Source organism: Caulobacter sp. UNC358MFTsu5.1, assembly GCF_000712075.1.
GTDB lineage: Bacteria > Pseudomonadota > Alphaproteobacteria > Caulobacterales > Caulobacteraceae > Caulobacter.
Map to the genome: position 1 here is coordinate 21,812 of NZ_JONW01000011.1, position 20,334 is coordinate 42,145.

A 20,334-nucleotide genomic window follows, 5' to 3' on the forward strand; every position below is an offset into this window, starting at 1 on the left:
GTAAAAAGCGCGCCTCGCGCTGGACGTGCATCGCTCCGCGTGGTCCGATCCGGAAAACGGAGGGGCTCCAATGCGTCCGATCCTGTTGCTCGCCGTGTTGGCGACCGTATCCTTCGCGCCTTCAGCCCACGCCGCCCCGTTCAAGCCCGCCAAGCCCCCGCCCAAGGCGGCCGACGACGCCCTGTCCAGCGGTCCGAAGGCCTATGTCGGCGCCTGGAGCGTCGGCAAGGACGGGGAGGGGGCCGACGTCTGCACGGTCCGGTTCAATGCGGCCGGGGTGATCGGCGGTTTCCAGTTGGTGGCGCCGAAGGCCTGCAAGGACGCGGTTCCCCGCTGGGACGACCTCTACGCCTGGCGAGTGGGCCAGAACGGCGACATCGTCATGGCCGACGCCACGCGGCGCAGCGTCTATGTGTTCCACAAGCTGGACGACGACGTCTGGGCCACCGAGGGCAGCGACTGGGAGCGGCTGCTGCTGCAGAAGGCGACGAAGGTGGGCGTCGGCAAGTAGGGTCTTCAATGTTCCATGAGGTTGTCATCCCGGCCGTAGCGGAGCGGAGAGCCGGGGCCCAGGGCAACCCGCAGTGCGCCGGCCCCTGGGTCCCGGACAGCGCTGCGCGCTTCCGGGATGACAACAGGTGGAGCGGACTGGGGCAGGCGCGTGGCTGCGACCTCCGCCACCACGCCCCATCCGCCTCGCGAGAGCCTCATCGCGCTCGCCCCCGCACGGCCAGCCAGCCGCCGATCCAGCACAGCGGCAGGCCGGTGACGGCCAGCAGGATCGGGTACCAGTGCGGCCCCAGGCCCAGGTTCCAGGTGGCGATCACCCCCGCCGTACCGGCGATCAGGCCCAGCACGCTCAGGATGAAGGCGTGGCGCAGCGGGGTGTTGGGCGCCAGCCTGGCGGTGATCCAGCCACCGAGCAGGGTGAAGACGCTGCGATAGGCCAGGGCCAGCAGGTTCAGTAGCGGATCGTGCATCCCCTGTTCCGGCGGCGGATAGACCTTGGCGGCGTGCAGCACCGCGTCGGTGGCGGTGGACAGCACGACCACGACCAGGAAGCCGGCGATCACGGCCAGCACGCTCCGGCCGATGCTCAGGGGCGAGGTACGCAGGGCAAGCTCACTCATCGACGGTCTCCTTGGGAGCTGTTGAAGGAAAGACGTTTGGGTAGGGCCCGGCACGACATCGCCGGGTCGGATTTTCTTCGAAGCGCGGTGGAGCGGCTGCGAACGGCCGGATCAGGGCCGCGCCGCCGCCTTCTCCAGCGCCCGCATGGCGTCCTTGCCGATCCACCGCGCCGAGGCCTCGGGCGAGGCGGCCAGGCGGCGGGCGGTCTCGAGCGCGGCGGCTTTCAGGACCGGACTCTCGCGCAGTCCGATCGCCCGCAGCGCCCAGTTCACGGCCTTCTTGACGAAGTTCCGATCATCGCCGGCCGCGCGTTCGATCAGCGCCAGGCCGTCCAGGAACGGCTGGTCGTCGCGGTCCTTGCCGTGCAGGGCCAGGCAGGCCAGCAGGGCGAAGGCGGCCCGGCGGCCGAACTCGTCGTTCAACGGGGCCCAGGCGGCGATCCTGGCCCAGGCGTGGGGCGAGCGGTCGAACAGTTTGAAGCAGGCGGTGTCGACGATCGCCCAGTTGTCGAACCCGGCCCGCCAGGCGTCCATCTGCTGGGGCGTCACCTGCTCGACGTCGTCGACCAGGCAGGCCAGCATCCGCGCCTCGTAGACCCCGGTGGCCCACAGGGCGGCGGCCAGGTCGTGGTCGCGGTCCAGGCGCTTGGCGATCTTCTGCAAGTTGGCCATCGACACCCCCAGGGCGGTGGGCGCGACGATGCCGAACCGGTTCAGATTGGCCAGGTCGTGGGCGGTGGCCGCAGACCGCAGGGCGGCCATGGCGTCGGCGAGGCGCTGATCCATGGCCTGTCCCCTGGTTGCCGCGGTCAGACGGTTTCGAGCAGGGCGTCGAGACGGCTGTAGCCGTACTCCATGCCGTCGGTCATGCCGCTGACCAGGGCGCCCTGGCGCGCCTGTTCGTTGGCGTAGATCACCGAGGTGGTCAGGATGGTGCGGCCGCCGGCCTCGCTCAGGGTGGAGGTGACCGTGGTCTCGCCGCCGGTCCAGTTGTCGTCGAACGCCTCGTTGTGGACGATCCGCTCCGGCGCGGCGATCTCGCGATAGACGCCGGCCATGCCCATGTCGCGGCCGTCCTCGTTGCGCCAGACATAGCGGAACTTGCCGCCCACCCGCAGGTCGATCTCGCAGACCGGCATGGTCCAGCCCGGCGGGCCCAGCAGCCAGCGCTTCACCAGCTCCGGCTTGGTCAGGCAGTCGAAGATCATCTCGCGCGACGCGGCGAAGGCGCGGGTGAACACCACCTCGCGATCGCCAGCAGTGACGAAGGTCAGCTTGTCTTGGGCCATGGTCCGTTTCCTTCTGAACAGGGAGGGCGCTTCAGCGCCCCTGGGTGGATTTCAGTTCGTCGAGCAGGGCGTCCAGGCGCTGGAAGTTGGCCTCCAGCGTCCGGCGGTAGGCTTCCAGCCAGGCGGTGGCCTCGGCCAGGGGCTTTTCCTCGACCCGCACCGGACGGCGCTGGGCGTCGCGGCCCCGCGAGACCAGTCCGGCCTTCTCCAGCACCTTCAGGTGCTTGGAGATCGCCGGCTGGCTCATCGAGAACGGCGCGGCCAGTTCGCCGACCGAGGCCTCGCCGTCGGCCAGCCGCGCCAGGATGGCGCGCCGGGTCGGATCGGCCAGGGCGGCGAAGGTGGCGTCCAGCGTCGCCGGGTTTCCATAACTCATCAGTTCCATAACTAAATGGTTATATTCAATCGAGGCAGCCGTCAATCCCCGCCAAAATGTCGCGGCTCCGGTATGGTTAATGAGCCGTTAGGACTCAGTCGCCATTTCTCGGTCCAGGCCTGCTGGGCCGTGGAGATTCGAGAGCATGAGCGGGTTCAATCGGCTGCCTCTGGGTTGGAGGCTGATCGTCGTCCTCGGCCTGATCGCGGGCCTGGGCCAGCTGGGCTGGGCGGCGTTCGGCGGACCGGGCCTGGTCTCGCCGTTCAGCATGGCCGGCATGGCCACGCTGGTCGCGACCCTGATCATCGGGCTCTTGGCTTGGAGTGACGCTACGCGTCGCGCCCTGGATGGCCTGGGCCGCTCGGTCGACGCCCTGGGCGCGGGCCAGTACGACCGCCCGCTGGCCTCGCCCGACACCGACGACGCGCAGGTCCGCGACCTGGCCAAGGGCCTGGACGGCGTCCAGCGCAGGCTGGCCGGCGAGCAGGCGGCCCGCGCCGCCGAGGACGCCCAGCGCGCTGTCGCCGACGCCGAACAGCAGAAGCGGACCCAGGACCTGGAGACCTACGCCCGCACCCAGCTGACCGCGCTGAACGCCATGGGGCAGGGCGTCGAGAAGCTGGCCCAGGGCGACCTGATCGCGCGCGTGCGCGAAGACGCCTTCCCCGCCGAGGCTCGGCAGATCCCCAGCGACTTCAACGCCGCCGTCGACAACCTGCAGCAGACCCTGGCCGGCATCCTGAACACCGCCCGCGGCCTCAGCGCCGGCTGCGGCGACATCGCGACCGCCGCCGAGGACCTGGCGCAACGTACGGAGCGGCAAGCCGCAGGCCTGGAGCGCACCGCCGCCGCCCTCGACCAGATCACCGCCACCGTGACCAAGAGCTCGGACAACGCCGAGAAGGCGCGCGGCGTGACCCAGAGCGCCAAGTCCAACGCCGAGAAGAGCGGCCAGGTGGTGCGCGAGGCCGTCGAGGCCATGGGCGGCATCGAGAAGTCCTCGCAGTCGATCACCCAGATCATCGGCGTCATCGACGAGATCGCCTTCCAGACCAACCTGCTGGCCCTGAACGCGGGTGTTGAAGCCGCTCGCGCCGGCGACGCCGGCCGCGGTTTCGCGGTGGTGGCGCAGGAAGTGCGGGCCCTGGCCCAGCGCTCGGCCGACGCCGCCAAGGAGATCAAGGGCCTGATCCGCGCCTCCAGCGAACAGGTCGACAAGGGCGTCAAGCTGGTCGGCGAGACCGGTCAGACCCTGGACCAGATCCTGGGCCAGGTGATCGAGATCAACGACCTGGTCGGCGAGATCGCCGCCTCGTCCAAGGAGCAGGCCGGCGGCCTGGCCGAGGTCAACGCCGCGGTCAACCAGATGGGCCAGGTGATCCACCAGAACGGCGCCATGGTCGAGCAGTCGGCCGCGGCCGCCGGCGCCCTGGCCGCCGAGGTCGAGGAACTGGAGCGGCTGCTGGACGGCTTCCAGGTCGGCGCCCAGATCCACGAATACCGTCCCCGTCACGAGACGCGCCGCGAAGTCCCGGCCGCCCCGCGCCGCGAAGCCTTCCGCGACCGCTACGTGCAGGGCGCCAACGCTCTGAAGATCGAGCCGCGCTCGCGTCCGGGCGGGTAGTGAGGGCTCCGGTGCGCTCGCCTTTTGGGCGAACGGCCGAGTTGGGATAAGACTAGGCCGCTCATCCGCCGTTAAGGGCGTTCAGGTCTAGGTTTGAGCACGACGGGCCCGCCGTCAGGACGACCATGAACGATTTCGCCGCCCCCTTCGCCCGTCCCGAGCCCGAGCAGGCCGCCACGCCGCGCTCGCGCGCCGCCCTGCTCAAGCGCCTGGCCGACGTGGTCTGCCTGCCCGCCAGCCGCATCAACGCCTTCGAACGCGCCATGACCGCCGACCTGCTGGTCGAGATGCTGCGCGACGCGGTGGTGGGCGAGCGCGAGAAGGTGGCCCGCCGCCTGGCCAACCTGACCGAAATGCCCGGCGTCCTGGTCCGCCTGCTGCTGCGCGACGAGCTGCCGGTGGCCCGCGCCCTGCTGGAGCACTCGCCCGTGCTCAGCGACGCCGACCTGATCAGCTGCCTCTACAACAGCACCCAGGACCATCGCCGGCTGATCGCCCAGCGGCGCGGGGTCAGCGAGGTGGTGGCCGACGCCCTGGTCGACATGGACGAGACGGGGGTCACCGAGGTCCTGCTGAAGAACGACCTGGCGCGCTTCAGCCACCAGGGGCTGGAGAACATCGTTGCGGCCACGCGCGACAATCCGCAGCTGATCCCGCTGCTGCTCAAGCGCGCCGAGCTACGGCCCAGCCACGCCTATGTGATGTTCTGGTGGTCGGACGCCGAGGCGCGGCGGACGATCCTGCAGCGGTTCGCCGTGTCGCGCGAGATTCTTCAAGACGCCGTGGGCGACGTCTTCCCCCTGGCCTCGGCCGAGGGCTGGCAGGACCCGCTGTCGCGAAAGGCGCTTCAGTTCATCGAACGGCGTCAGCGAAATCGCGCCGCCATCGACAAGAGCCCCTACGACAGCCTGGAGGACGCGGTCGCCGCGGCCCAGAACGGCATGACGCGTGAAACGGCCGAGGAGATTTCGTACCTGTCGGGCCTCAAGCCGATGACCGGGGCCAAGATCTTCACCGATCCGGGCGGCGAGCCGCTGGCGATCCTGTGCAAGGCCACGGGCCTGCCGCGCGGCGCCGTGCGGGCTTTGTGGCGGGGGCTTCGCCGGCCCGACACCGACGCTTCGGGCGCCGTGGCGCCGGCGCTGGAGCGCGTGCTGACGGCCTTCGACACCATCGCCGTGGACCGCGCCCAGACCATGCTGCGCTACTGGAACTGGTCGCTGTCATCGGCCATGACCCCGGCGCTCCTGAAGGCCATCCGCGAGGGCGACGAGGCCGCCGTGGACGAGTATTCGGTGCCTCAGCGGGCGGCCATGTTGGCGCTTTCCCGAGATTTCGCACGCTAATCGACCGTAGTCGCTGAGTGTGTTCAGCGACTATGGTCTGTCAGGAATAGAGATTTCTGACAACTGAAGGCTGTGTCGGCGATTGGTCATACCAGTCCACACGCGCCGCAGAACCGTAGATACCCGCACGTCTATGTTGCTCGCGTGTAATAATCTGCTATCCAAGACTGCATTGGTTCCTGGGGGACCAGTATGAGTCGGGGGAGCGACAAGAAGATGGACAGAGAGTCCGACCTCATTGAAGTCACGGCCGGAGTGGTCGCCGCCTATGTGGGCGGTAACACCATCGCGGCGGCCGACGTGCCGGGCCTGATCCGCAGCGTGCACCAGGCTCTGTCGAACGTGGGAGGCAAGGCCGAGACGGCCGATGTCGGGCGCGAGCCGGCCGTTTCGGTGCGGCGTTCGATCACGCCGGACTATCTGATCTGTCTGGAGGACGGCCGGAAGTTCAAGTCGCTCAAGCGCCACCTGCGCACCAAGTACGACCTGAGCCCCGAGCAGTACCGGGCCCGCTGGGACCTGCCGAAGGACTATCCGATGGTCGCGCCGAACTACGCCCAGGCGCGTTCAGACCTGGCCAAGCAGATGGGCCTGGGGCAGGGCGGCCGGAAACCGGCGCGCCGCGGGCGCGCCTAGCCGCTTATCCGCGAACCGACCGGGCGGTGATCTGACAGGTCAGCGCCCGGCCGGCTTCGGCGTCCGCCAGGCTGCCCAGGGTGGTCTCGGCGATCGCCGACAGGGCCTCCTCGGTCAGGAAGGCCTGGTGTCCCGTGATCAGCACGTTGGGGAACGTCAGCAGGCGCTGGAAGACGTCGTCCTGGACGATCTCGTTCGAGAGGTCCTCGAAGAACAGGTCCGCCTCCTGTTCGTAGACGTCCAGGGCGACGCTGCCGACCTTGCCCGACTTCAGGCCGCCGATCAGGGCCGCCGTGTCGATCAGCGCGCCGCGGCTGGTGTTGACGATCATCACGCCCGGCCGCGCGGCCGCCAGGCGGTCGCGGTCGATCAGGTGGCGGGTGCCGGGCGTCAGCGGGCAGTGCAGGGTGATCAGGTCGGCTTCGCGCAGCACCTGGTCGACCGGTGCGTAGCGCACCCCGATCGCGACAAGCTCGGGATCCTCGACCAGGTCGCTGGCCAGCACCTCGCAGCCGAAGCCCAGCCGCAGGGTGCGGGCGACCAGGGCGCCGATGCGGCCCGTGCCGACCACGCCCGCCGTGCGGCCCGAGAGGTTGCGGCCGATCAGGCCGTCCAGGGCGAAGTTGTTGTCGCGGACCCGGGTCCAGGCGCGCGGGATGTTGCGGTCCAGGGCCAGGATCAGGCCGATCGTGAACTCCGCCACCGCTTCGGGCGAATAGGCGGGCACGCGGACGACGGAGACGCCCCGTCGCTCGGCCGCCTCCAGGTCGACATTGTTGTAGCCCGCGCAGCGCAGGGCCACGAGGCGCGCGCCGCCTTTGGCCAGGGCCTCCAGGACGGCCGCGTCCAACCGGTCGTTCACGAACACGCAGACGGCGGGAAAGCCCTCGGCCAGGGCGGCCGTGCTGGCGTCGAGCCGGGCCTCGAAATAGCGGATGTCATGGCCGAAGGCGCGATTGGCCGCGTCCAGGAAGCGGCGGTCATAAGGCTTGGTCGAGAAGACGGCCACGCGCATGGGCGGGCTCAGCCGGTGACGCCGATGGTCAGGACGTAGTCGGCCGTCTCGTTCCGCATCGCGGCGTCCTCGGTCATGTAGACGATGATCCTGTAGGCCCCGGCGACGGGCGTCTTGCCGGCATAGTCGCGTGCGTTCGAGCCGTTGAACAGGGGCTGGTCCACGCCGGGGGCGATCACGTTGAACCGGGCCGAGGCGTTGCGGGTCCGCAGCGACACCTTCAGCATCTGGCCGGCCCGCACGGTGAGGGCGTAGCTGACGCCGCCGTCGGCCTTGATCGCGCCGTTGACGGCCGCCGACGACGCGCCCTTGGCGAAGCGGACCTGCTCGGTCCGGAAGGGACCTTGAGCCAAGGCCGGCGAAGACAGGCTCAGCAAGGCGAACCCTAGCAGGACGGGGATGATCGGCGCGGGCTTTCGCATGGTGGGTCCAGGCTCCCTGTCGGATGCGTCGCAATCATAGCATGCAGTCGAGGCCCCGGCGGCGGATTGAATGCTCCAGGTTGTGTCGTGTGCCTGGCGAACGGGCAGCGCGGGCGCCTGGAAAGCGGTCGATCGCGGCGTCCGGAGGCGTCGAGGCGGCTTGAGTCTGAGCGTTCATTAACCCTAATTCAAACAATCGCTTGCGCCATCCGCGCGCCGCTTTCGCATCCGGATTTTGCCCGGGACGTTTCGCTTGCGGATTGACTCACCTCAACAAACTTAGCCGTAGGGCGTGATTTTCGCTGGCGGCGATTCGGTGCTTAAGACATAGTGAATCGTCGTGATTCCAACGGCTTGGTAAGGAATCTGAAGATGAACGCGCAGCTGAGCGCATCGGCCACGGCGGCCCGCGCTCACCAGGAGATGTTCGCCTACTGGGCGTCCCTCCGTCGGGGGGCTAGCCTCCCGTCGCGCCTCGACCTGCACCCTTCGGGCATCAAGCGGATGCTGCCCACCGTCAGCCTGATCGACGTGAAGCGCGACCCCAATGGCGCGGGGGACGGCGCGATCGACTACCGCCTGCGCCTGGCCGGCACGGGCCTCTACTCGGTCTATGGCCGCGAGATCACCGGTCGCACCCTGGAAGACGTCTACAACACCGCCGCCGTCGAATACTGGCGCCGCGAACTGGACAAGGTCGTGACCGAGCGCCGCCCGGGCGTCGGGGTGCACAGCCTGGCCTGGAAGGGCTCGCCGCACATGTCGATCCTGTGGCTGCGCCTGCCCCTGGCCCGCAACGGCAAGGACGTCGACATGATCCTGGGCTACGACGCCGTGGTCGGGTCCCAGGTCGGCGACCAGCAGAGCGGCATCCGCGCCGCTTGAGGTCTGCGCCGCGCACCCCGCACGCGACGATTTCCATGGCTCAGCTTGCTCCCCCGGCCTCGCCGCCTATTGTCCCGCCTGGGATTCCAGCCGAGGTTCGGGGGCAGAGGTCGGGTGACCGTCGATCGGGACGTCTTTCAGTTCATTCGCGAGCACGTGCGTTCGGTTTGGGCGCTGGAGCTGCTGCTGCGCCTCAAGCACGATCCCGGGCGCTGCTGGTCGATCGAGGACCTGGTCGGCGACCTGCGGGCCAGCCACAGCCTGGTGACCGACAACTTGACCGCCTTCGTGGACGCCGGACTGGTGGTGGCCGACGATCGCGGCGGCTTCCGCTACCAGCCGGCCGCCGCGGTCCTGGCCAAGGTCTGCGACGACCTCGAGACCGCCTACCGCACCAAGCCCGTCACGGTGATCCGATGGATCTCGGCCCCGGCCGAGCGCCTCCAGTCCCTGGCCGACGCCTTCAAGTTCAAGGGTAGAGACCAATGAGCGGGCCGACGGTCGTCTATGTCCTCTGCATGCTGGCCAGCATGACCTGCGCGGGCCTGCTGACCCGCGCCTGGCTGCGCAGCCGCTCGCGCCTGCTCCTGTGGACCGCGATCAGCTTCGGCTTCCTGGCCCTGAACAACCTGCTGCTGGTGGCAGACCTGGTGGTCTTCATCACCCAGGTGAACCTCTTGCCCTATCGTCAGCTGACCGCCGGCCTGGCCATCGCCACGCTGCTGTACGGCTTCATCTGGGAGGTGGACGAATGAGCTTCCCGATCACGCCGGTCGAGGGGCTGATCGCCGGCGCCCTGGCCACGGGGTTCCTGGTGGCCGGTCTGTTCTTCCTGAAGTTCTGGCGGCGCACCGGCGACGGCCTGTTCCTGGCCTTCTCGGCGGCCTTCGGCCTGATGGCGGCGGGCAACGCCCTGCCGGTGCTGCTGGGCACGCCCCATGAGGAGCGCAGCGGCATCTACCTGTTCCGCCTGGCGGCCTTCGTGCTGATCATCGTGGCGGTGCTGGCCAAGAACCTGCGACGCGGCGCCTGAGCCGTTCGACGGCCGGCGTCGCCTTGCTATTCCCGGGCGTTCAACGCAAGGTCGAGGCCTGCGTTTGTGCGTCGGGGGATTTCTACACATGGGTTACGTCATCAACGGCACCGAAGCCGATGATACCTTTTGGCTGGCGGGCGACAGCGCCGGCGGCAACACGATCAACGGCCTGGGCGGCAGCGACCGGATCGACGCCAGGTTCCTCGACGACATCGTCAACGCGGGCGACGGCGACGACAGCGTCCAGATCAACGCGGCGATCGCCCGGGCCGACGGCGGCGCGGGTTTCGACCTGCTGAACGTCTGGATCATGGACATCCTGCCGGTGATCATGACCAGCAATCGGCTTACCTACAACGGCCACACCGCGGCCTTCACGGGTTTCGAGGCGCTGGACATCGCGACCGGGTACGGCAATGACCAGCTCACGGGCAGCGCCGGCGACGACCGTTTCTACGCCGGGGACGGCGACGACACGATCAAGGGCGAGGGCGGTGCTGACTACATCATGGCCGCCGAGGGGAACGACACGGTCTATGGCGGGGCCGGCGAGGACCAGATCTTCGGCGGCGCCGGCGCGGACATCCTGCGCGGCGACACCGACAACGACACCATCCATGGCGACGCCGGCGACGACCAGCTGTACGGCGGCGCCGATAACGACACGCTCTATGGCGACGACGGCGCCGACACGCTGCTGGGCCAGGCGGGCGAGGATCGGCTGGAGGGCGGCGCCGGAAACGACACCCTGAACGGCGGGACCGAGAACGACACGCTCTTCGGCCAGGCGGACGACGACATCCTGAACGGCGGCGACGGGAATGATCGCCTGAACGGCGGACTCGGGGCGGACAAGCTCTACGGCGACAACGGCAACGACGAGCTTCGCGGTCTGGAAGGCAACGATCGTCTGGAAGGCGGGGCGGGCGTCGACGAACTGTACGGCGGGGCGGGCGACGACATCCTGCTGGGCGGCGCGGGCCAGGACACCCTGTACGGCGACGACAGCAGCTTCTCGCCGACCGGCCGGGACGTCTTCCTGTATACGGCGCTGTCGGATTCCACGACCGCCGCCCCGGACGTCATCGTCGACTTCACGAGCGGCCTGGACGTGGTCAACCTGGCGATCCTGGACGCCAACACGCTGGTGGCCGGCAACCAGGCCTTCACCTTCATCGGCGAGGCGGCGTTCACCGCCGCGGGCCAGGCCCGCATGGTCTACGCTTCCGGATGGCACCTGGAAGTCAATGTCGACGCCGACCTCGCCGCCGACATGAGCATCGAGTTTCTGTCGCGCGTGGCGGGGACGGGGCCCGATCCGATCCAGGTGACCGACCTCATCCTCTGACGTCCCGGTCTTGAACGGATCAGGCCCGCCCGCGCCGTCGGCGCGAGCGGGCCTTGCTCTGTCGGGGTGCTGGCCGCCTAGAAGTTCCAGGTCAGGGTCGCGCCGTAGGTCGACGGCTTGCCGGGGAAGCGGACCACGGTGTTGGCGTTGCTGCTGACCGCGCTCCAATAGTACTCGTCGGTCAGGTTGCGGCCCCAGACCTGCAGCTCCCAGCCCTTGTCCGAGGCCAGGCCGACGCTGCCGTTGACCAAGCCGTAGCCGTCGATCGCGAACAGCGGATTGCCCTCCAGGTCGGCGCTGGACTTGCCCTGCCAGCGCCCGTTCAGCGCCGCCTTCAGCCGCAGGCCGTCGCCGACCTCATGGTCGAACATGGCCGTCAGGCCGCCCTGGAATTTCGGGCTGTATAGAAAGGGCCGCCCATCGAAGTTCTGGGACTGACCGGCGGAGTTGATGCCGGTGTAGCCCTGGACTTCGGTGTGCAGCCAAGTCGCCGAGGCGATAAAGGTGAGGGACCGCGAAGCGCGCCAGGTGATGTCGCCGTCCAGGCCGTGGGCCTCGGCCTCGGGCACGTTGGCCAGGCGGGCGAGGGCGGTGTAGATCGGGTCGGCGAAGTACACCGACAGCTGCTTGTCGGTGTAGTCGTAATAGAAGGCGCTGACATTAGCCTGGACCCGGCGCTGGAACAGGCCGGCCTTCACGCCCACCTCGTAGGCGGTCAGCATTTCCTGCCGCGCCGGGGCGTTCTGGGTCGAGATGTTGGCGGCGTTGATCGGGGTGGCGCCGGCCTTGGCCCCGCGCGAGACCGAGCCGAACAGCAGCACGTCCTCGGTGGCCTGCCAGTCCAGGGCCACGCGCCAGGCGAGGTTGTCCTCGTCCAGCTTGGAGGTCACCAGGCCGAAGCTCTTCTTGACCGGATCGAAGGTGTTGCACTGGCCCTGGCTGATCGGCGCGACCGGGCCGTAGGCGGTGAAGAACAGCGCCCGGTTCACGACGTTGACGTTGGGCAGCATGTTGCCGTTGAAGTCGCGCGAGCAGCCGTAATAGTCCTGCTTGTCCTGGCTGTAGCGCAGGCCCAGGGTCAGTTTCAGGCTTTCGGTCAGCTTGTGGTCGAGGTTGCCGAAGACGCTCCAGGTGTCGGTCTCGATGTTGCCGACGTCCTCGTAGGTGCGGAACGCCTGGCTCATCTGCAGGGCGGTGTAGCCGCCGCTGTTGAACGGCGTGGCCAGCAGGGTCGAGCCGAAGAAGCGGATCGTCCCGACATTGGCGTTCTGGCCCAGCAGGGTGCGGTTGCTGTCGAGGATGTCGTCGTGGGCCACATAGGCCCCGACCAGCCACGAGCCCTTGTCGGTGGCCCCCTCGAGGTGCAGCTCCTCGGCGGCGGACTTGATGTCGCCCTTGGCCTTTTGGACCAGAATCTCGTAGGGCGCGCCGCTCCAGTCGAAGATCGCGTTGCGGGACAGGTCGTTGTAGCTGGTCAGCGAGACCAGCCGGACCCTGTCGCTCAGCTCCCAGCCCACGCGCAGCTTGAGGGCGTCGAAGTCGTCGTCCTCGCGGGCGGGGCCGGCGATGCCCAGGCCCGTGCCGACGTCCATCCCGCGGGTCGACAGCGGGGCCCAGTCGGCCTGGTCGGCCTTGGTCGGCTGGTGCGAGGCCACGTAGGCGACCACGCCCGGGGCGTTGAACGGGCTGGCGGCGGTGGCGGGGGTGAAGCCGATCGCCTGGGCGGCCAGGGTGTCGGACTTGTTGCGCCAGCCGGCGTAGGAGAAGTCGATGTCGACCTTGTCGGTCGGCTGGGCCGCCAGCGACAGCCGCCAGCCGTCGCGATGGACCTCGCCCAGGCGCTCGTCGCGCGTATTGCTCTTCTGCCAGCCTTCGTCGCTGTCCTCGGTGCGGAAGGCGAAGCGGGCCTGCAGGCCGGGCGCCAGGGCGCCGCTGACATAGCCCTCGAAGTTGTGGGTCTTGTAGTTGCCGACCTCGCCCGTGACCGAGGCTTCGAACATCTCGGTGGGCTTGTTGGTGACGAAGTCGATCAGGCCGGCGGTGGTGTTGCGGCCGTACAGCGTACCCTGCGGGCCCTTCAGCACCTCGACCCGCTCCAGGTCGAACATCGGGCCGGTGTTCATGAACGGATAGGCGTAGGCGACCTCGTCGGTATAGGTGCCGACCGTCGAGGTGGCCGACAGGTTGATCGTGTTGAAGCCGATGCCCCGCAGGGTGTAGGTCGGCACGCCCTGGTAGCTCTGGCTGACCGTGAAGCTGGGCGCGATGGTCGACAGGTCCTTGGGATCGGTGACCCGCAACTGCTGCAGGGTGTCGCCGCTGAACGCCTGGATCGGCATGCCCACGCTGTTGGCGGTCTCCTCGCGGCGCTGGGCCGTGACCACCAGGGTCTCGATCGTGGGAATGTCGTCCTTCTTGGACTGCGCCTGGGTTTGCGCGATGGCGGGCATGGCCGCGAGCAGCGCGATGGCCGACGTCCCCAGCGTCAGCAACAGGCGCGATTTACCTGGCATCCGAATTCCTCCCTCTGGCCGCGCCTGCATCGGACGCCGGCTCTGATGGGAGCGTGCGGGTCGCGGCCGGGGGGAACAAGCTATCGGAATTGATAGGGGCGGCCCCCTTCGCGGGCCTGATCAAAGGCCCAGGACGAGCTTGGCGATGATGTCGCGCTGGATCTCGTTGGAGCCGCCGTAGATCGAGGCGGCGCGGTTGTTCAGGTAGCGGGCCATGATGGTCAGGCCATGCTCGGGCCCCACCGGCGGGGCGTTGGAGCCGGCCAGGCGCGCCTGGGGTTGATGCGGCGCGGCGTAGGTCGCCAGGGCGTCCACCGCCAGCTCGTCCAACCGCTGAAGGGCTTCGGAGCCTTGGGCCTTGAGGATCGACGAGGCCGGGCCGGGATTGCCGCCGCCGGTCAGGGCGCTCAGCACCCGTCGCTCGGTCATGTCGATGGCCAGGGCCGCGATCTCGGCCTCGGCCAGCCGGCGGCGATGGTGCGGGTCGTCCAGCAGCCTCCCGGTCTCGTCGCCGGCCTCGTCGCCCGCCTGGGAGCGCAGACGTTCAAGCCCTGCCTGGAGGCCGGCCGCGTAGCCGCCGCCGCGCTCGAACTCCAGCAGGTGCTTGGCCACCGTCCAGCCCTGGTTCTCCTCGCCCAGCCGGTCGGCCTTCGGCGTGCGGACGGCGTCGAAGAACACCTGGTTGACCTCGTGCTCGCCGGCCAGGGTGACGATCGGATCGACCCGGATCCCGGGCCGGTCCATCTCGATCAGCAGGAAGGTGATGCCGGCCTGGGGCTTGCCCTCGGTCGAGGTGCGCACCAGGCAGAACATGTGCGTGGCCCAGTGGGCGTGGGTGGTCCAGATCTTCGAGCCGTCCAGCACGTAGTCCTCGCCGTCAGGGATCGCCCGCATCCGCAGCCCGGCCAGGTCCGACCCCGCGCCGGGCTCGGAATAGCCCTGGCACCAATAGTCCTCGCCCGAGAGGATGCGCGGCAGGTAGCGGGCCTTCTGCTCGGGCGTGCCGAACCGCATGATGGCCGGGGCGACCATCCGTAGCCCCATCGGCGCCAGATGCGGCGCGCCGACCCGGGCGCATTCGGCGAAGAAGACGTGGCGCTGGATGTCGGTCCAGCCGGGACCGCCGTATTCGACCGGCCAGGTGGGCGCCGCCCAGCCTCGGGCGTGCAGGATGCGCTGCCAGGCCAGGCTGTGGTCCTTGTCGCAGAACACGCTGGTCATGCGCCGCCCCACCTGGCGCAGCTCCGGCGTCAGCTCGGCGTCCAGGAAGGCGCGCACCGCGTCGCGAAAGGCCCGGTCGGCGCTCGACAACTCCAAATCCACCCGTCCCGGCTCCTCTTCCGACGTCGTCGGGGAAACTTGCGGAGAGGGGAGGGCCGCGCGCAAGCTATCGGAACCGATAGGGAAAGCACGTCGATGACGACCGCCGGTCAGGACATCCAGCGCCTGGCGCGCGTGACGGCCCTGGCCGAGCGCGTGCGCGACCTGGGCCGCGACATGGGGCTGCCCTACGTGGCCGTCAGCGCCGACATCTCAAATCCCGAACCGATGGTCGGCGAGGACGGTCGGCCGCTGGCAGAGAGCGTGTTCGAGTGGCTGGACGCCTCGCTGCACTATTGGCGCGATCGGTCCTTCGCCCTGCGGGCGCCGTTCATCCTGGCCGCGCGCTGCACGGCCGAGCCGTTCTTCTTCCATCAGGGGCGCTTTTCCAGCTGGCGGCCGCTGGTCCGGCTGGAGGCGATCGAGGTCGGCGAGGCGGCCAAGACCTTCGGCGTCGAGGCGGCGATCATCGCCCCGGCCCACCTGACCGGCGGGGTGATCGGGGCGGTGGTCTGGGCCTCGTCCCAGCCGGTGGCCGACCTGCCGGCGCTCTACGCGGCGCGCTCGGACCAGCTGCACGGCGCGGCCCTGCGCCTGGTCTCGGCCTATCGCGACGGCCAGGACGACGACGTCCCGCCGGTGCGCCTGACCAAGCGCGAGATCCAGTGCCTGAAATGGGCGGCGGCCGGCAAGACCGACGCCGACATCGCCCAGATCATCGGCATCTCGGGCCCGACCGTCCGCTTCCACGTCCAGAACGCGGCCCTGAAGCTGCGCGTGGCCGGCCGCGCCCAGGCCGTGCACCGGGCGACCGGGCTGGGCTACATCGGCGCGATGGGCTCCAGCCAGGGCCGGGGCGCGGAGCGCTAGAAGGACGGCTATCCGTCGTCGGCGCTCGACCACGAAAATAAAACCTTCGCATCCGCTTCACCTCGCCGTCGCCGATTCAGCGGAAACAGGCCTCGCCGGCAATAGAGCTCAGTAAACATCCGGCTGCGTCTGAACTACGCGCCGTCTTGAACGACGACAAAGGTCTGGTTCGTCATTCAAAGCGGCCCGCATGTCTGGGAGCGGCGAATGATGATTTTGGCGACTCTGGCCCTGGTTCCCGCCGTGGCGGTCCTGGCCCCCGACGCGATCGATCTCGGCGCCTCGACGGGCGGTGGCGCGGTCGTCCCGCCCGCCCCCCACAGCGCAGAGATCAGCGTGCTCACCTACAATGTCCGGGGCCTGCCCTGGCCCCTGGCCAAGGGTCGCGCCAAGGCCCTGAAGGCCATCGGGGTCGAGCTGGCGACGATGCGGCGCGACGGCCGCCAGCCCGACGTGGTGCTGATCCAGGAAGGCTTTCGCGGCGAGATCGGCGACCTGGTCGAGGCCAGCGGCTACCGCTACTGGGCGCGCGGACCCAGCCGCTTCCAGCGGGCTTCGGGAGCGGGGCCGGCGGATGGACGGCGCTACGCCACGGTGCGGTATCCGTCGTTCGGCGAGGGCTGGGGCAAGTTCACCGGCGCCGGCCTGCACGTGCTGAGCGACGCGCCGATCACGGAGGTCGAAGACACGCCCTACCGCTACTGCGCCGGCTTCGACTGCCTGGCCAACAAGGGGGTGATGCTGGCGCGCCTGGCGCTTCCGGGCGCGCCCGGCGCGATCGATATCGTCAACACCCACCTCAATTCGCGTCGCGCCGCCAAGGTGCCGATCGCCCGGTCGCTGCGGGCCCACAACCTGCAGACCGAAGAGCTGATGGCCTTCATCGACGCCCATCGCGACGCCGATCGGCCGTTGCTGGTCGGCGGCGATTTCAATGTGCTCGACGCCCCGGACCGCTACGACTATCGGTCCGCCGAGCGGCCGTATCAGGTGGTCAGCGAATTCTGCAACCGCGTCGCCGACCCCTGCGAGGGCCAGGCCTTGGGGGACCCGGCCGCCCGACCCTGGCTGCGCTCCCAGGACCTGCAGGCTTTCGCCGGCGCCGGGCCAGTGACCGTGCGGCCGATCCGGATCGAGACGCTGTTCGGCGCTTCCGGGACGGGGCGGCGGCTGTCGGATCACGACGGCTATCTGGTGCGCTACCGGCTCAGCTGGGATTCGGCGGTCACGGCCGCCGCGTCGCCGCGGCCGCCCGTCGAGGTGCGGCCCCAGCTGCGCAGCGGCCTTGGCGTCAAGGTGACTTGGCGGCGGTAGGCGCCTAGCCCGCCAGGAACTGCTCGACTTCCCGACGGCTGGGCATCGAGGGCGCGGCGCCGGCCTTCTGGACCGAGAGGGCGGCGGCGGCGTTGGCGTGTTCGACCGCCTCGCGCAGGTCCATGCCGGCGGCCAGGCTGGCGGCCAGGGCGCCGCAGAAGCAGTCGCCGGCCCCGGTGGTGTCCACGGCCTTGACCTTGCGGCCCTCGATCAGGAAGGCTTCGTCGCGGCGGACGGTGGCCACGCCGGCCGAGCCGAGGGTGACGATCACCGTCTGGTCCGGGCGGCTCATCAGCTTGCGGGCCACGCGGCTGACCTCTTCCAGGCGCGTGGGCTCGTGGTCCAGGCGGGCGTAGGTGGCCAGTTCGGTCTGGTTGAGGATCAGGATGTCGGTCAGGGGGAACAGCGCCGCGCCCTGGGGCAGGGCGGGGGCGGCGTTCAGGATGCGCAGGGCGCCCTTGGCGACGCCGGCCCGGAACAGGGCCTCGATGGCCGGGGCGGGGGTCTCCAACTGGCAGAGCAGCACGCGCTGGCCCTCCAGCGGCGTGGCGGCCACGTGCTGGGGCGTCAGGGTGGCGTTGGCGCCGCTGGTGACGACGATCATGTTCTCGCCGCTGGACCCGACCCAGACGTGGGCCTGTCCGGTCGGGATCGAGGGCAGCTCGCTGACGTCGGAGACCTGCACGCCGTAGCCGGCCAGCTTGGCCTTCAGGCTGGGGCCGCTGTCCTCCTTGCCGACCGCGCCCATCAGGCGGGTGGCCGCGCCCATGCGGGCGGCGGCGACGGCCTGGTTGGCGCCCTTGCCGCCGGGGAACAGTTCCAGCGAGATGCCGGCCACCGTCTCGCCCGGCCGGGGCAGGTCGTCGACCCGCGCCACGGCGTCCAGATTGATCGACCCCAGTACGAAAACGCCCATAGTTCTTCTTCTCTAGATTCCTCGAAAGCGCCCTAGCCGCCGCCGGCCCCGCGCTGGAAGCTCTCGACCAGGCTGCCGGCGACCAGGCGCCAGCCGTCCACTAGCACGAAGAAGATCAGCTTGAACGGCAGACTCACCGTCGCGGGGGGCAGCATCATCATGCCCATGCTCATCAGCACGCTGGCGACCACCAGGTCGATGACCAGGAACGGGATGAACAGCAGGAAGCCGATCTCGAAGGCGCGCTTCAGCTCCGAGATCATGAAGGCCGGCGTCACCACCTTCAGCGGGGTTTCGACGGCGGTCTTGGGGCGCTCGATCTTGGACAGGCGGATGAACAGGGCCAGGTCGTCCTGGTCGACCTGGCGCAGCATGAACACCTTCACCGGCTGGGCGGCGGCGTCGAAGGCCTCGGGCATCTCCATCTGCTTGTCCAGCAGCGGCTTGATCCCCGCGTCGTAGGACTGCTCGAAGGTCGGACCCATGACGATGGCGGTCAGGAACAGGGCCAGGCTGATCAGCACCGGGTTGGGCGGGCTCTGCTGGACGCCGATGGCGGTGCGCAGCAGGCCCAGCACCACCACGATCCGCACGAACGAGGTGGTCATGATCACGATCGACGGTGCCAGCGACAGCACGGTCAGCAGGCCGACCATCTGCACCACGCGCTCGGACAGGCCCGCTCCCGTGCCCAGGTCGACATTGATCGCCGACTGGGCCATGGCCACGGCGGGGCCGATCACGGTGATCAGCCCGGCCAGCACCGAGATGATCGCGGCCTGGCGAAGGTCCTTGGGGTCGGCGCCGGTGATCAGCTTGAGCAGGCGGCGCATCAGACCACGGTCTCCGCGGAGGACTTGTTGGAAGCGGGCTTGCCGGAATCCGTCCGGGACGGGGCGGGGGCCTTGCGGGGCTTCTTCGGGACCCAGTTCAGCAGTTGGCCCTCGCCCAGCATCAGCAGGCGCTCCTCGCCGTCCAGGGTGAACAGCACCAGGCGGCGGGTGGGGTCCAGGACCAGGGTCTCGACCACCTGCATCCGGCGGTCCTTGCGCAGGGCGGTCATGCGCGACAGCGCGTCGGGTCCCCACTTGCGCAGCGCCACGCCGGCCAGCCCCACCAGGCCCAGGGTGATGGCCAGGGCGGCGACGGCGCGGATCAGTTCGAAGATGTCCATGACGCCTGGGAATGAGGAGGGGCTGAACGAGTACGGATGAGTCGCGAAGGAGAATAGCGCAGGGCGCGACCCGGGGCCGCACCCTTGGTGTGCAGCACGGTCCTTAATGCGTGATTAACCCTGTTTCTTCACCATGACTCGCATGGGTCCCGATGACATTCCCCTGTTCGCGATGCTGAAGAGCCGCATGGGCTATCTGTCCCAGCGGCAGAAGGTCATTGCGCAGAACGTCGCCAACGCCGACACGCCGGACTACCAGCCGCGCGACCTGAAGGCCTACAGCTTCAAGGCGTCGCTGGACCAGCAGGCGACCGGCCAGCCCTATCGCGGCGGGCCGGTGTCGTCGCAGGCCACCAGCGGCGTTCAGATGGTCGCCACCAGCGCCGCCCACATGGCGCCGTCCAAGCCGTACAGCCCGTGGCGCTCGCCCGAGCAGGCCGACAGCGAGACCACCCTCGACGGCAATTCGGTGACGCTCGAGGACCAGATGCTCAAGATGACCGACGCGCGCATGAACTACGACGCGGCCGTCGGTTTCTACCAGAAGTCCATGGCCATGCTGAAGACGGCCACGCGCCGTCCGGGCAGCTAGCGTGTGGCAGCCGAAAGTGGCCGCCGGTTTCGGCGTCCGCCACACGCCAACTTTTAGTTTGGAGATTTTTTGCAAAAATCTCCAAGGGGGAACGCCTAGATGACCGAGATCCGCTCCCAGTCGATGGCGACCATGGCCATCGCCGCCAGCGCCCTGAAGGCCCAGCAGGGCCGCATGCGGGTGATCGCCGAGAATATCGCCAACGCCAATTCGACGGCCCGCACGGCCGGCGGCGATCCCTATCGCCGCCAGGTGCCGGTGTTCAAGCCGGCCCAGGTGGCCGGCGGCGAGGGCGTGGCCATGACCTCGGTCGATCCCGACCGCAGCGACTTCAAGACCGAGTACGATCCCGGCAACCCGGCCGCCGACGCCAAGGGCTACGTCAAGCTGCCCAACGTCGACACCCTGGTCGAGGCGCTGGACATGAAAGAGGCGCAGCGCGCCTACGAAGCCAACATGAACGTCATCGAGACGTCGCGCGCCATGGAAGCGCGCACGCTCGACATCCTGCGCAAGTAAGGGACCTAG

24 protein-coding genes are annotated in these 20,334 nt (G+C 69.1%); 13 read left to right on the forward strand and 11 right to left on the reverse strand.

Annotated features, from left to right (window positions below):
• Window positions 1-70 precede the first annotated feature (70 nt).
• A complete protein-coding gene (locus BR39_RS0121130) occupies window positions 71-511 on the forward strand; it encodes an AprI/Inh family metalloprotease inhibitor (protein ID WP_029915905.1) in 441 nt (146 codons plus the stop codon).
• A gap of 196 nt (window positions 512-707) precedes the next feature.
• Here BR39_RS0121130 and BR39_RS0121135 read toward each other — a convergent pair whose 3' ends face one another.
• The 4 genes from BR39_RS0121135 to BR39_RS0121150 form a co-directional block, all read right to left on the reverse strand.
• Entirely contained in the window at window positions 708-1,130 is a 423-nt protein-coding gene (locus BR39_RS0121135) for a hypothetical protein (protein ID WP_051695997.1), read from the reverse strand.
• Window positions 1,131-1,241: 111 nt separating this feature from the next.
• Complete coding sequence (locus BR39_RS0121140; RefSeq protein WP_029915909.1) at window positions 1,242-1,916, reverse strand: DNA alkylation repair protein; 675 nt, start codon at window positions 1,914-1,916, stop codon at window positions 1,242-1,244.
• Between the two features lie 23 nt (window positions 1,917-1,939).
• Entirely contained in the window at window positions 1,940-2,419 is a 480-nt protein-coding gene (locus tag BR39_RS0121145) for an SRPBCC family protein (protein WP_029915911.1), read from the reverse strand.
• A gap of 31 nt (window positions 2,420-2,450) precedes the next feature.
• Complete coding sequence (locus BR39_RS0121150) at window positions 2,451-2,795, reverse strand: helix-turn-helix transcriptional regulator (protein WP_029915913.1); 345 nt, start codon at window positions 2,793-2,795, stop codon at window positions 2,451-2,453.
• Window positions 2,796-2,940: 145 nt separating this feature from the next.
• On the opposite strand from BR39_RS0121150, the gene BR39_RS0121155 reads away from it, so the two are divergent.
• The 3 genes from BR39_RS0121155 (at window position 2,941) to BR39_RS0121165 (ending at window position 6,401) form a co-directional block, all read left to right on the forward strand.
• Window positions 2,941-4,419, forward strand: coding sequence for a methyl-accepting chemotaxis protein (locus BR39_RS0121155; protein WP_029915915.1), 1,479 nt, complete (start codon window positions 2,941-2,943; stop codon window positions 4,417-4,419).
• Between the two features lie 125 nt (window positions 4,420-4,544).
• Window positions 4,545-5,765, forward strand: a complete 1,221-nt coding sequence (locus tag BR39_RS0121160; protein WP_029915917.1) for a DUF2336 domain-containing protein — start codon at window positions 4,545-4,547, stop codon at window positions 5,763-5,765.
• Between the two features lie 216 nt (window positions 5,766-5,981).
• Window positions 5,982-6,401 (forward strand): MucR family transcriptional regulator, encoded by a 420-nt coding sequence (locus tag BR39_RS0121165; protein ID WP_029915919.1) that lies wholly within the window; start codon window positions 5,982-5,984, stop codon window positions 6,399-6,401.
• 4 nt (window positions 6,402-6,405) lie between these two features.
• Here BR39_RS0121165 and BR39_RS0121170 read toward each other — a convergent pair whose 3' ends face one another.
• Both BR39_RS0121170 and BR39_RS0121175 read right to left on the reverse strand, forming a co-directional pair.
• Window positions 6,406-7,416 (reverse strand): 2-hydroxyacid dehydrogenase, encoded by a 1,011-nt coding sequence (locus BR39_RS0121170; RefSeq protein WP_029915921.1) that lies wholly within the window; start codon window positions 7,414-7,416, stop codon window positions 6,406-6,408.
• An 8-nt stretch (window positions 7,417-7,424) separates the two neighbouring features.
• Window positions 7,425-7,838: a hypothetical protein gene (locus BR39_RS0121175; protein ID WP_051695998.1), complete on the reverse strand. Its 414-nt coding sequence runs from the start codon at window positions 7,836-7,838 to the stop codon at window positions 7,425-7,427.
• A 366-nt stretch (window positions 7,839-8,204) separates the two neighbouring features.
• On the opposite strand from BR39_RS0121175, the gene BR39_RS0121180 reads away from it, so the two are divergent.
• From BR39_RS0121180 to BR39_RS25925, 5 genes are all read left to right on the forward strand, one after another.
• Window positions 8,205-8,723, forward strand: a complete 519-nt coding sequence (locus tag BR39_RS0121180) for a PAS domain-containing protein (RefSeq protein WP_156035870.1) — start codon at window positions 8,205-8,207, stop codon at window positions 8,721-8,723.
• Between the two features lie 114 nt (window positions 8,724-8,837).
• The gene (locus tag BR39_RS0121185; protein ID WP_029915928.1) at window positions 8,838-9,212 is read left to right on the forward strand and encodes a hypothetical protein; all 375 of its coding nucleotides are present in this window, start codon (window positions 8,838-8,840) and stop codon (window positions 9,210-9,212) included.
• Complete coding sequence (locus BR39_RS0121190) at window positions 9,209-9,478, forward strand: DUF5985 family protein (protein ID WP_029915931.1); 270 nt, start codon at window positions 9,209-9,211, stop codon at window positions 9,476-9,478. Before BR39_RS0121185 ends, BR39_RS0121190 begins: the two co-directional genes overlap by 4 nt.
• Window positions 9,475-9,756: a DUF5985 family protein gene (locus BR39_RS0121195; RefSeq protein WP_029915934.1), complete on the forward strand. Its 282-nt coding sequence runs from the start codon at window positions 9,475-9,477 to the stop codon at window positions 9,754-9,756. Before BR39_RS0121190 ends, BR39_RS0121195 begins: the two co-directional genes overlap by 4 nt.
• An 88-nt stretch (window positions 9,757-9,844) precedes the next feature.
• Complete coding sequence (locus BR39_RS25925; RefSeq protein WP_051696000.1) at window positions 9,845-11,107, forward strand: calcium-binding protein; 1,263 nt, start codon at window positions 9,845-9,847, stop codon at window positions 11,105-11,107.
• A gap of 77 nt (window positions 11,108-11,184) precedes the next feature.
• Here the strand turns inward: BR39_RS25925 and BR39_RS0121205 are convergent, their stop codons facing one another.
• Window positions 11,185-13,620 (reverse strand): TonB-dependent receptor, encoded by a 2,436-nt coding sequence (locus BR39_RS0121205; protein ID WP_029915938.1) that lies wholly within the window; start codon window positions 13,618-13,620, stop codon window positions 11,185-11,187.
• Between the two features lie 120 nt (window positions 13,621-13,740).
• Window positions 13,741-14,943, reverse strand: coding sequence for an acyl-CoA dehydrogenase family protein (locus BR39_RS0121210; protein WP_029915940.1), 1,203 nt, complete (start codon window positions 14,941-14,943; stop codon window positions 13,741-13,743).
• 93 nt (window positions 14,944-15,036) lie between these two features.
• Between BR39_RS0121210 and BR39_RS0121215 the strand changes: the two genes are divergently transcribed.
• Window positions 15,037-15,810, forward strand: a complete 774-nt coding sequence (locus tag BR39_RS0121215; RefSeq protein ID WP_029915942.1) for a LuxR family transcriptional regulator — start codon at window positions 15,037-15,039, stop codon at window positions 15,808-15,810.
• A gap of 207 nt (window positions 15,811-16,017) precedes the next feature.
• Window positions 16,018-17,124 (forward strand): endonuclease/exonuclease/phosphatase family protein, encoded by a 1,107-nt coding sequence (locus BR39_RS0121220; RefSeq protein WP_051696001.1) that lies wholly within the window; start codon window positions 16,018-16,020, stop codon window positions 17,122-17,124.
• Between the two features lie 4 nt (window positions 17,125-17,128).
• Here BR39_RS0121220 and BR39_RS0121225 read toward each other — a convergent pair whose 3' ends face one another.
• Genes BR39_RS0121225 through BR39_RS0121235 form a run of 3 tightly spaced genes read right to left on the reverse strand, consistent with a single transcriptional unit; the run spans window position 17,129 to window position 19,214 of the window.
• On the reverse strand, window positions 17,129-18,040 hold the full coding sequence (locus BR39_RS0121225) for a ribokinase (RefSeq protein ID WP_029915945.1): 912 nt from the start codon (window positions 18,038-18,040) through the stop codon (window positions 17,129-17,131).
• A 32-nt stretch (window positions 18,041-18,072) separates the two neighbouring features.
• The gene (fliP, locus tag BR39_RS0121230; protein WP_029915948.1) at window positions 18,073-18,873 is read right to left on the reverse strand and encodes a flagellar type III secretion system pore protein FliP; all 801 of its coding nucleotides are present in this window, start codon (window positions 18,871-18,873) and stop codon (window positions 18,073-18,075) included.
• Window positions 18,873-19,214: a flagellar biosynthetic protein FliO gene (locus tag BR39_RS0121235; RefSeq protein ID WP_029915949.1), complete on the reverse strand. Its 342-nt coding sequence runs from the start codon at window positions 19,212-19,214 to the stop codon at window positions 18,873-18,875. The genes fliP and BR39_RS0121235 overlap by 1 nt, the downstream gene beginning before the upstream one ends.
• 142 nt (window positions 19,215-19,356) lie before the next feature.
• Between BR39_RS0121235 and flgB the strand changes: the two genes are divergently transcribed.
• Entirely contained in the window at window positions 19,357-19,806 is a 450-nt protein-coding gene (gene flgB, locus BR39_RS0121240) for a flagellar basal body rod protein FlgB (protein WP_029915951.1), read from the forward strand.
• Between the two features lie 99 nt (window positions 19,807-19,905).
• Window positions 19,906-20,325 (forward strand): flagellar basal body rod protein FlgC, encoded by a 420-nt coding sequence (flgC, locus tag BR39_RS0121245; protein WP_029915952.1) that lies wholly within the window; start codon window positions 19,906-19,908, stop codon window positions 20,323-20,325.
• The last annotated feature ends 9 nt before the right edge of the window (window positions 20,326-20,334 follow it).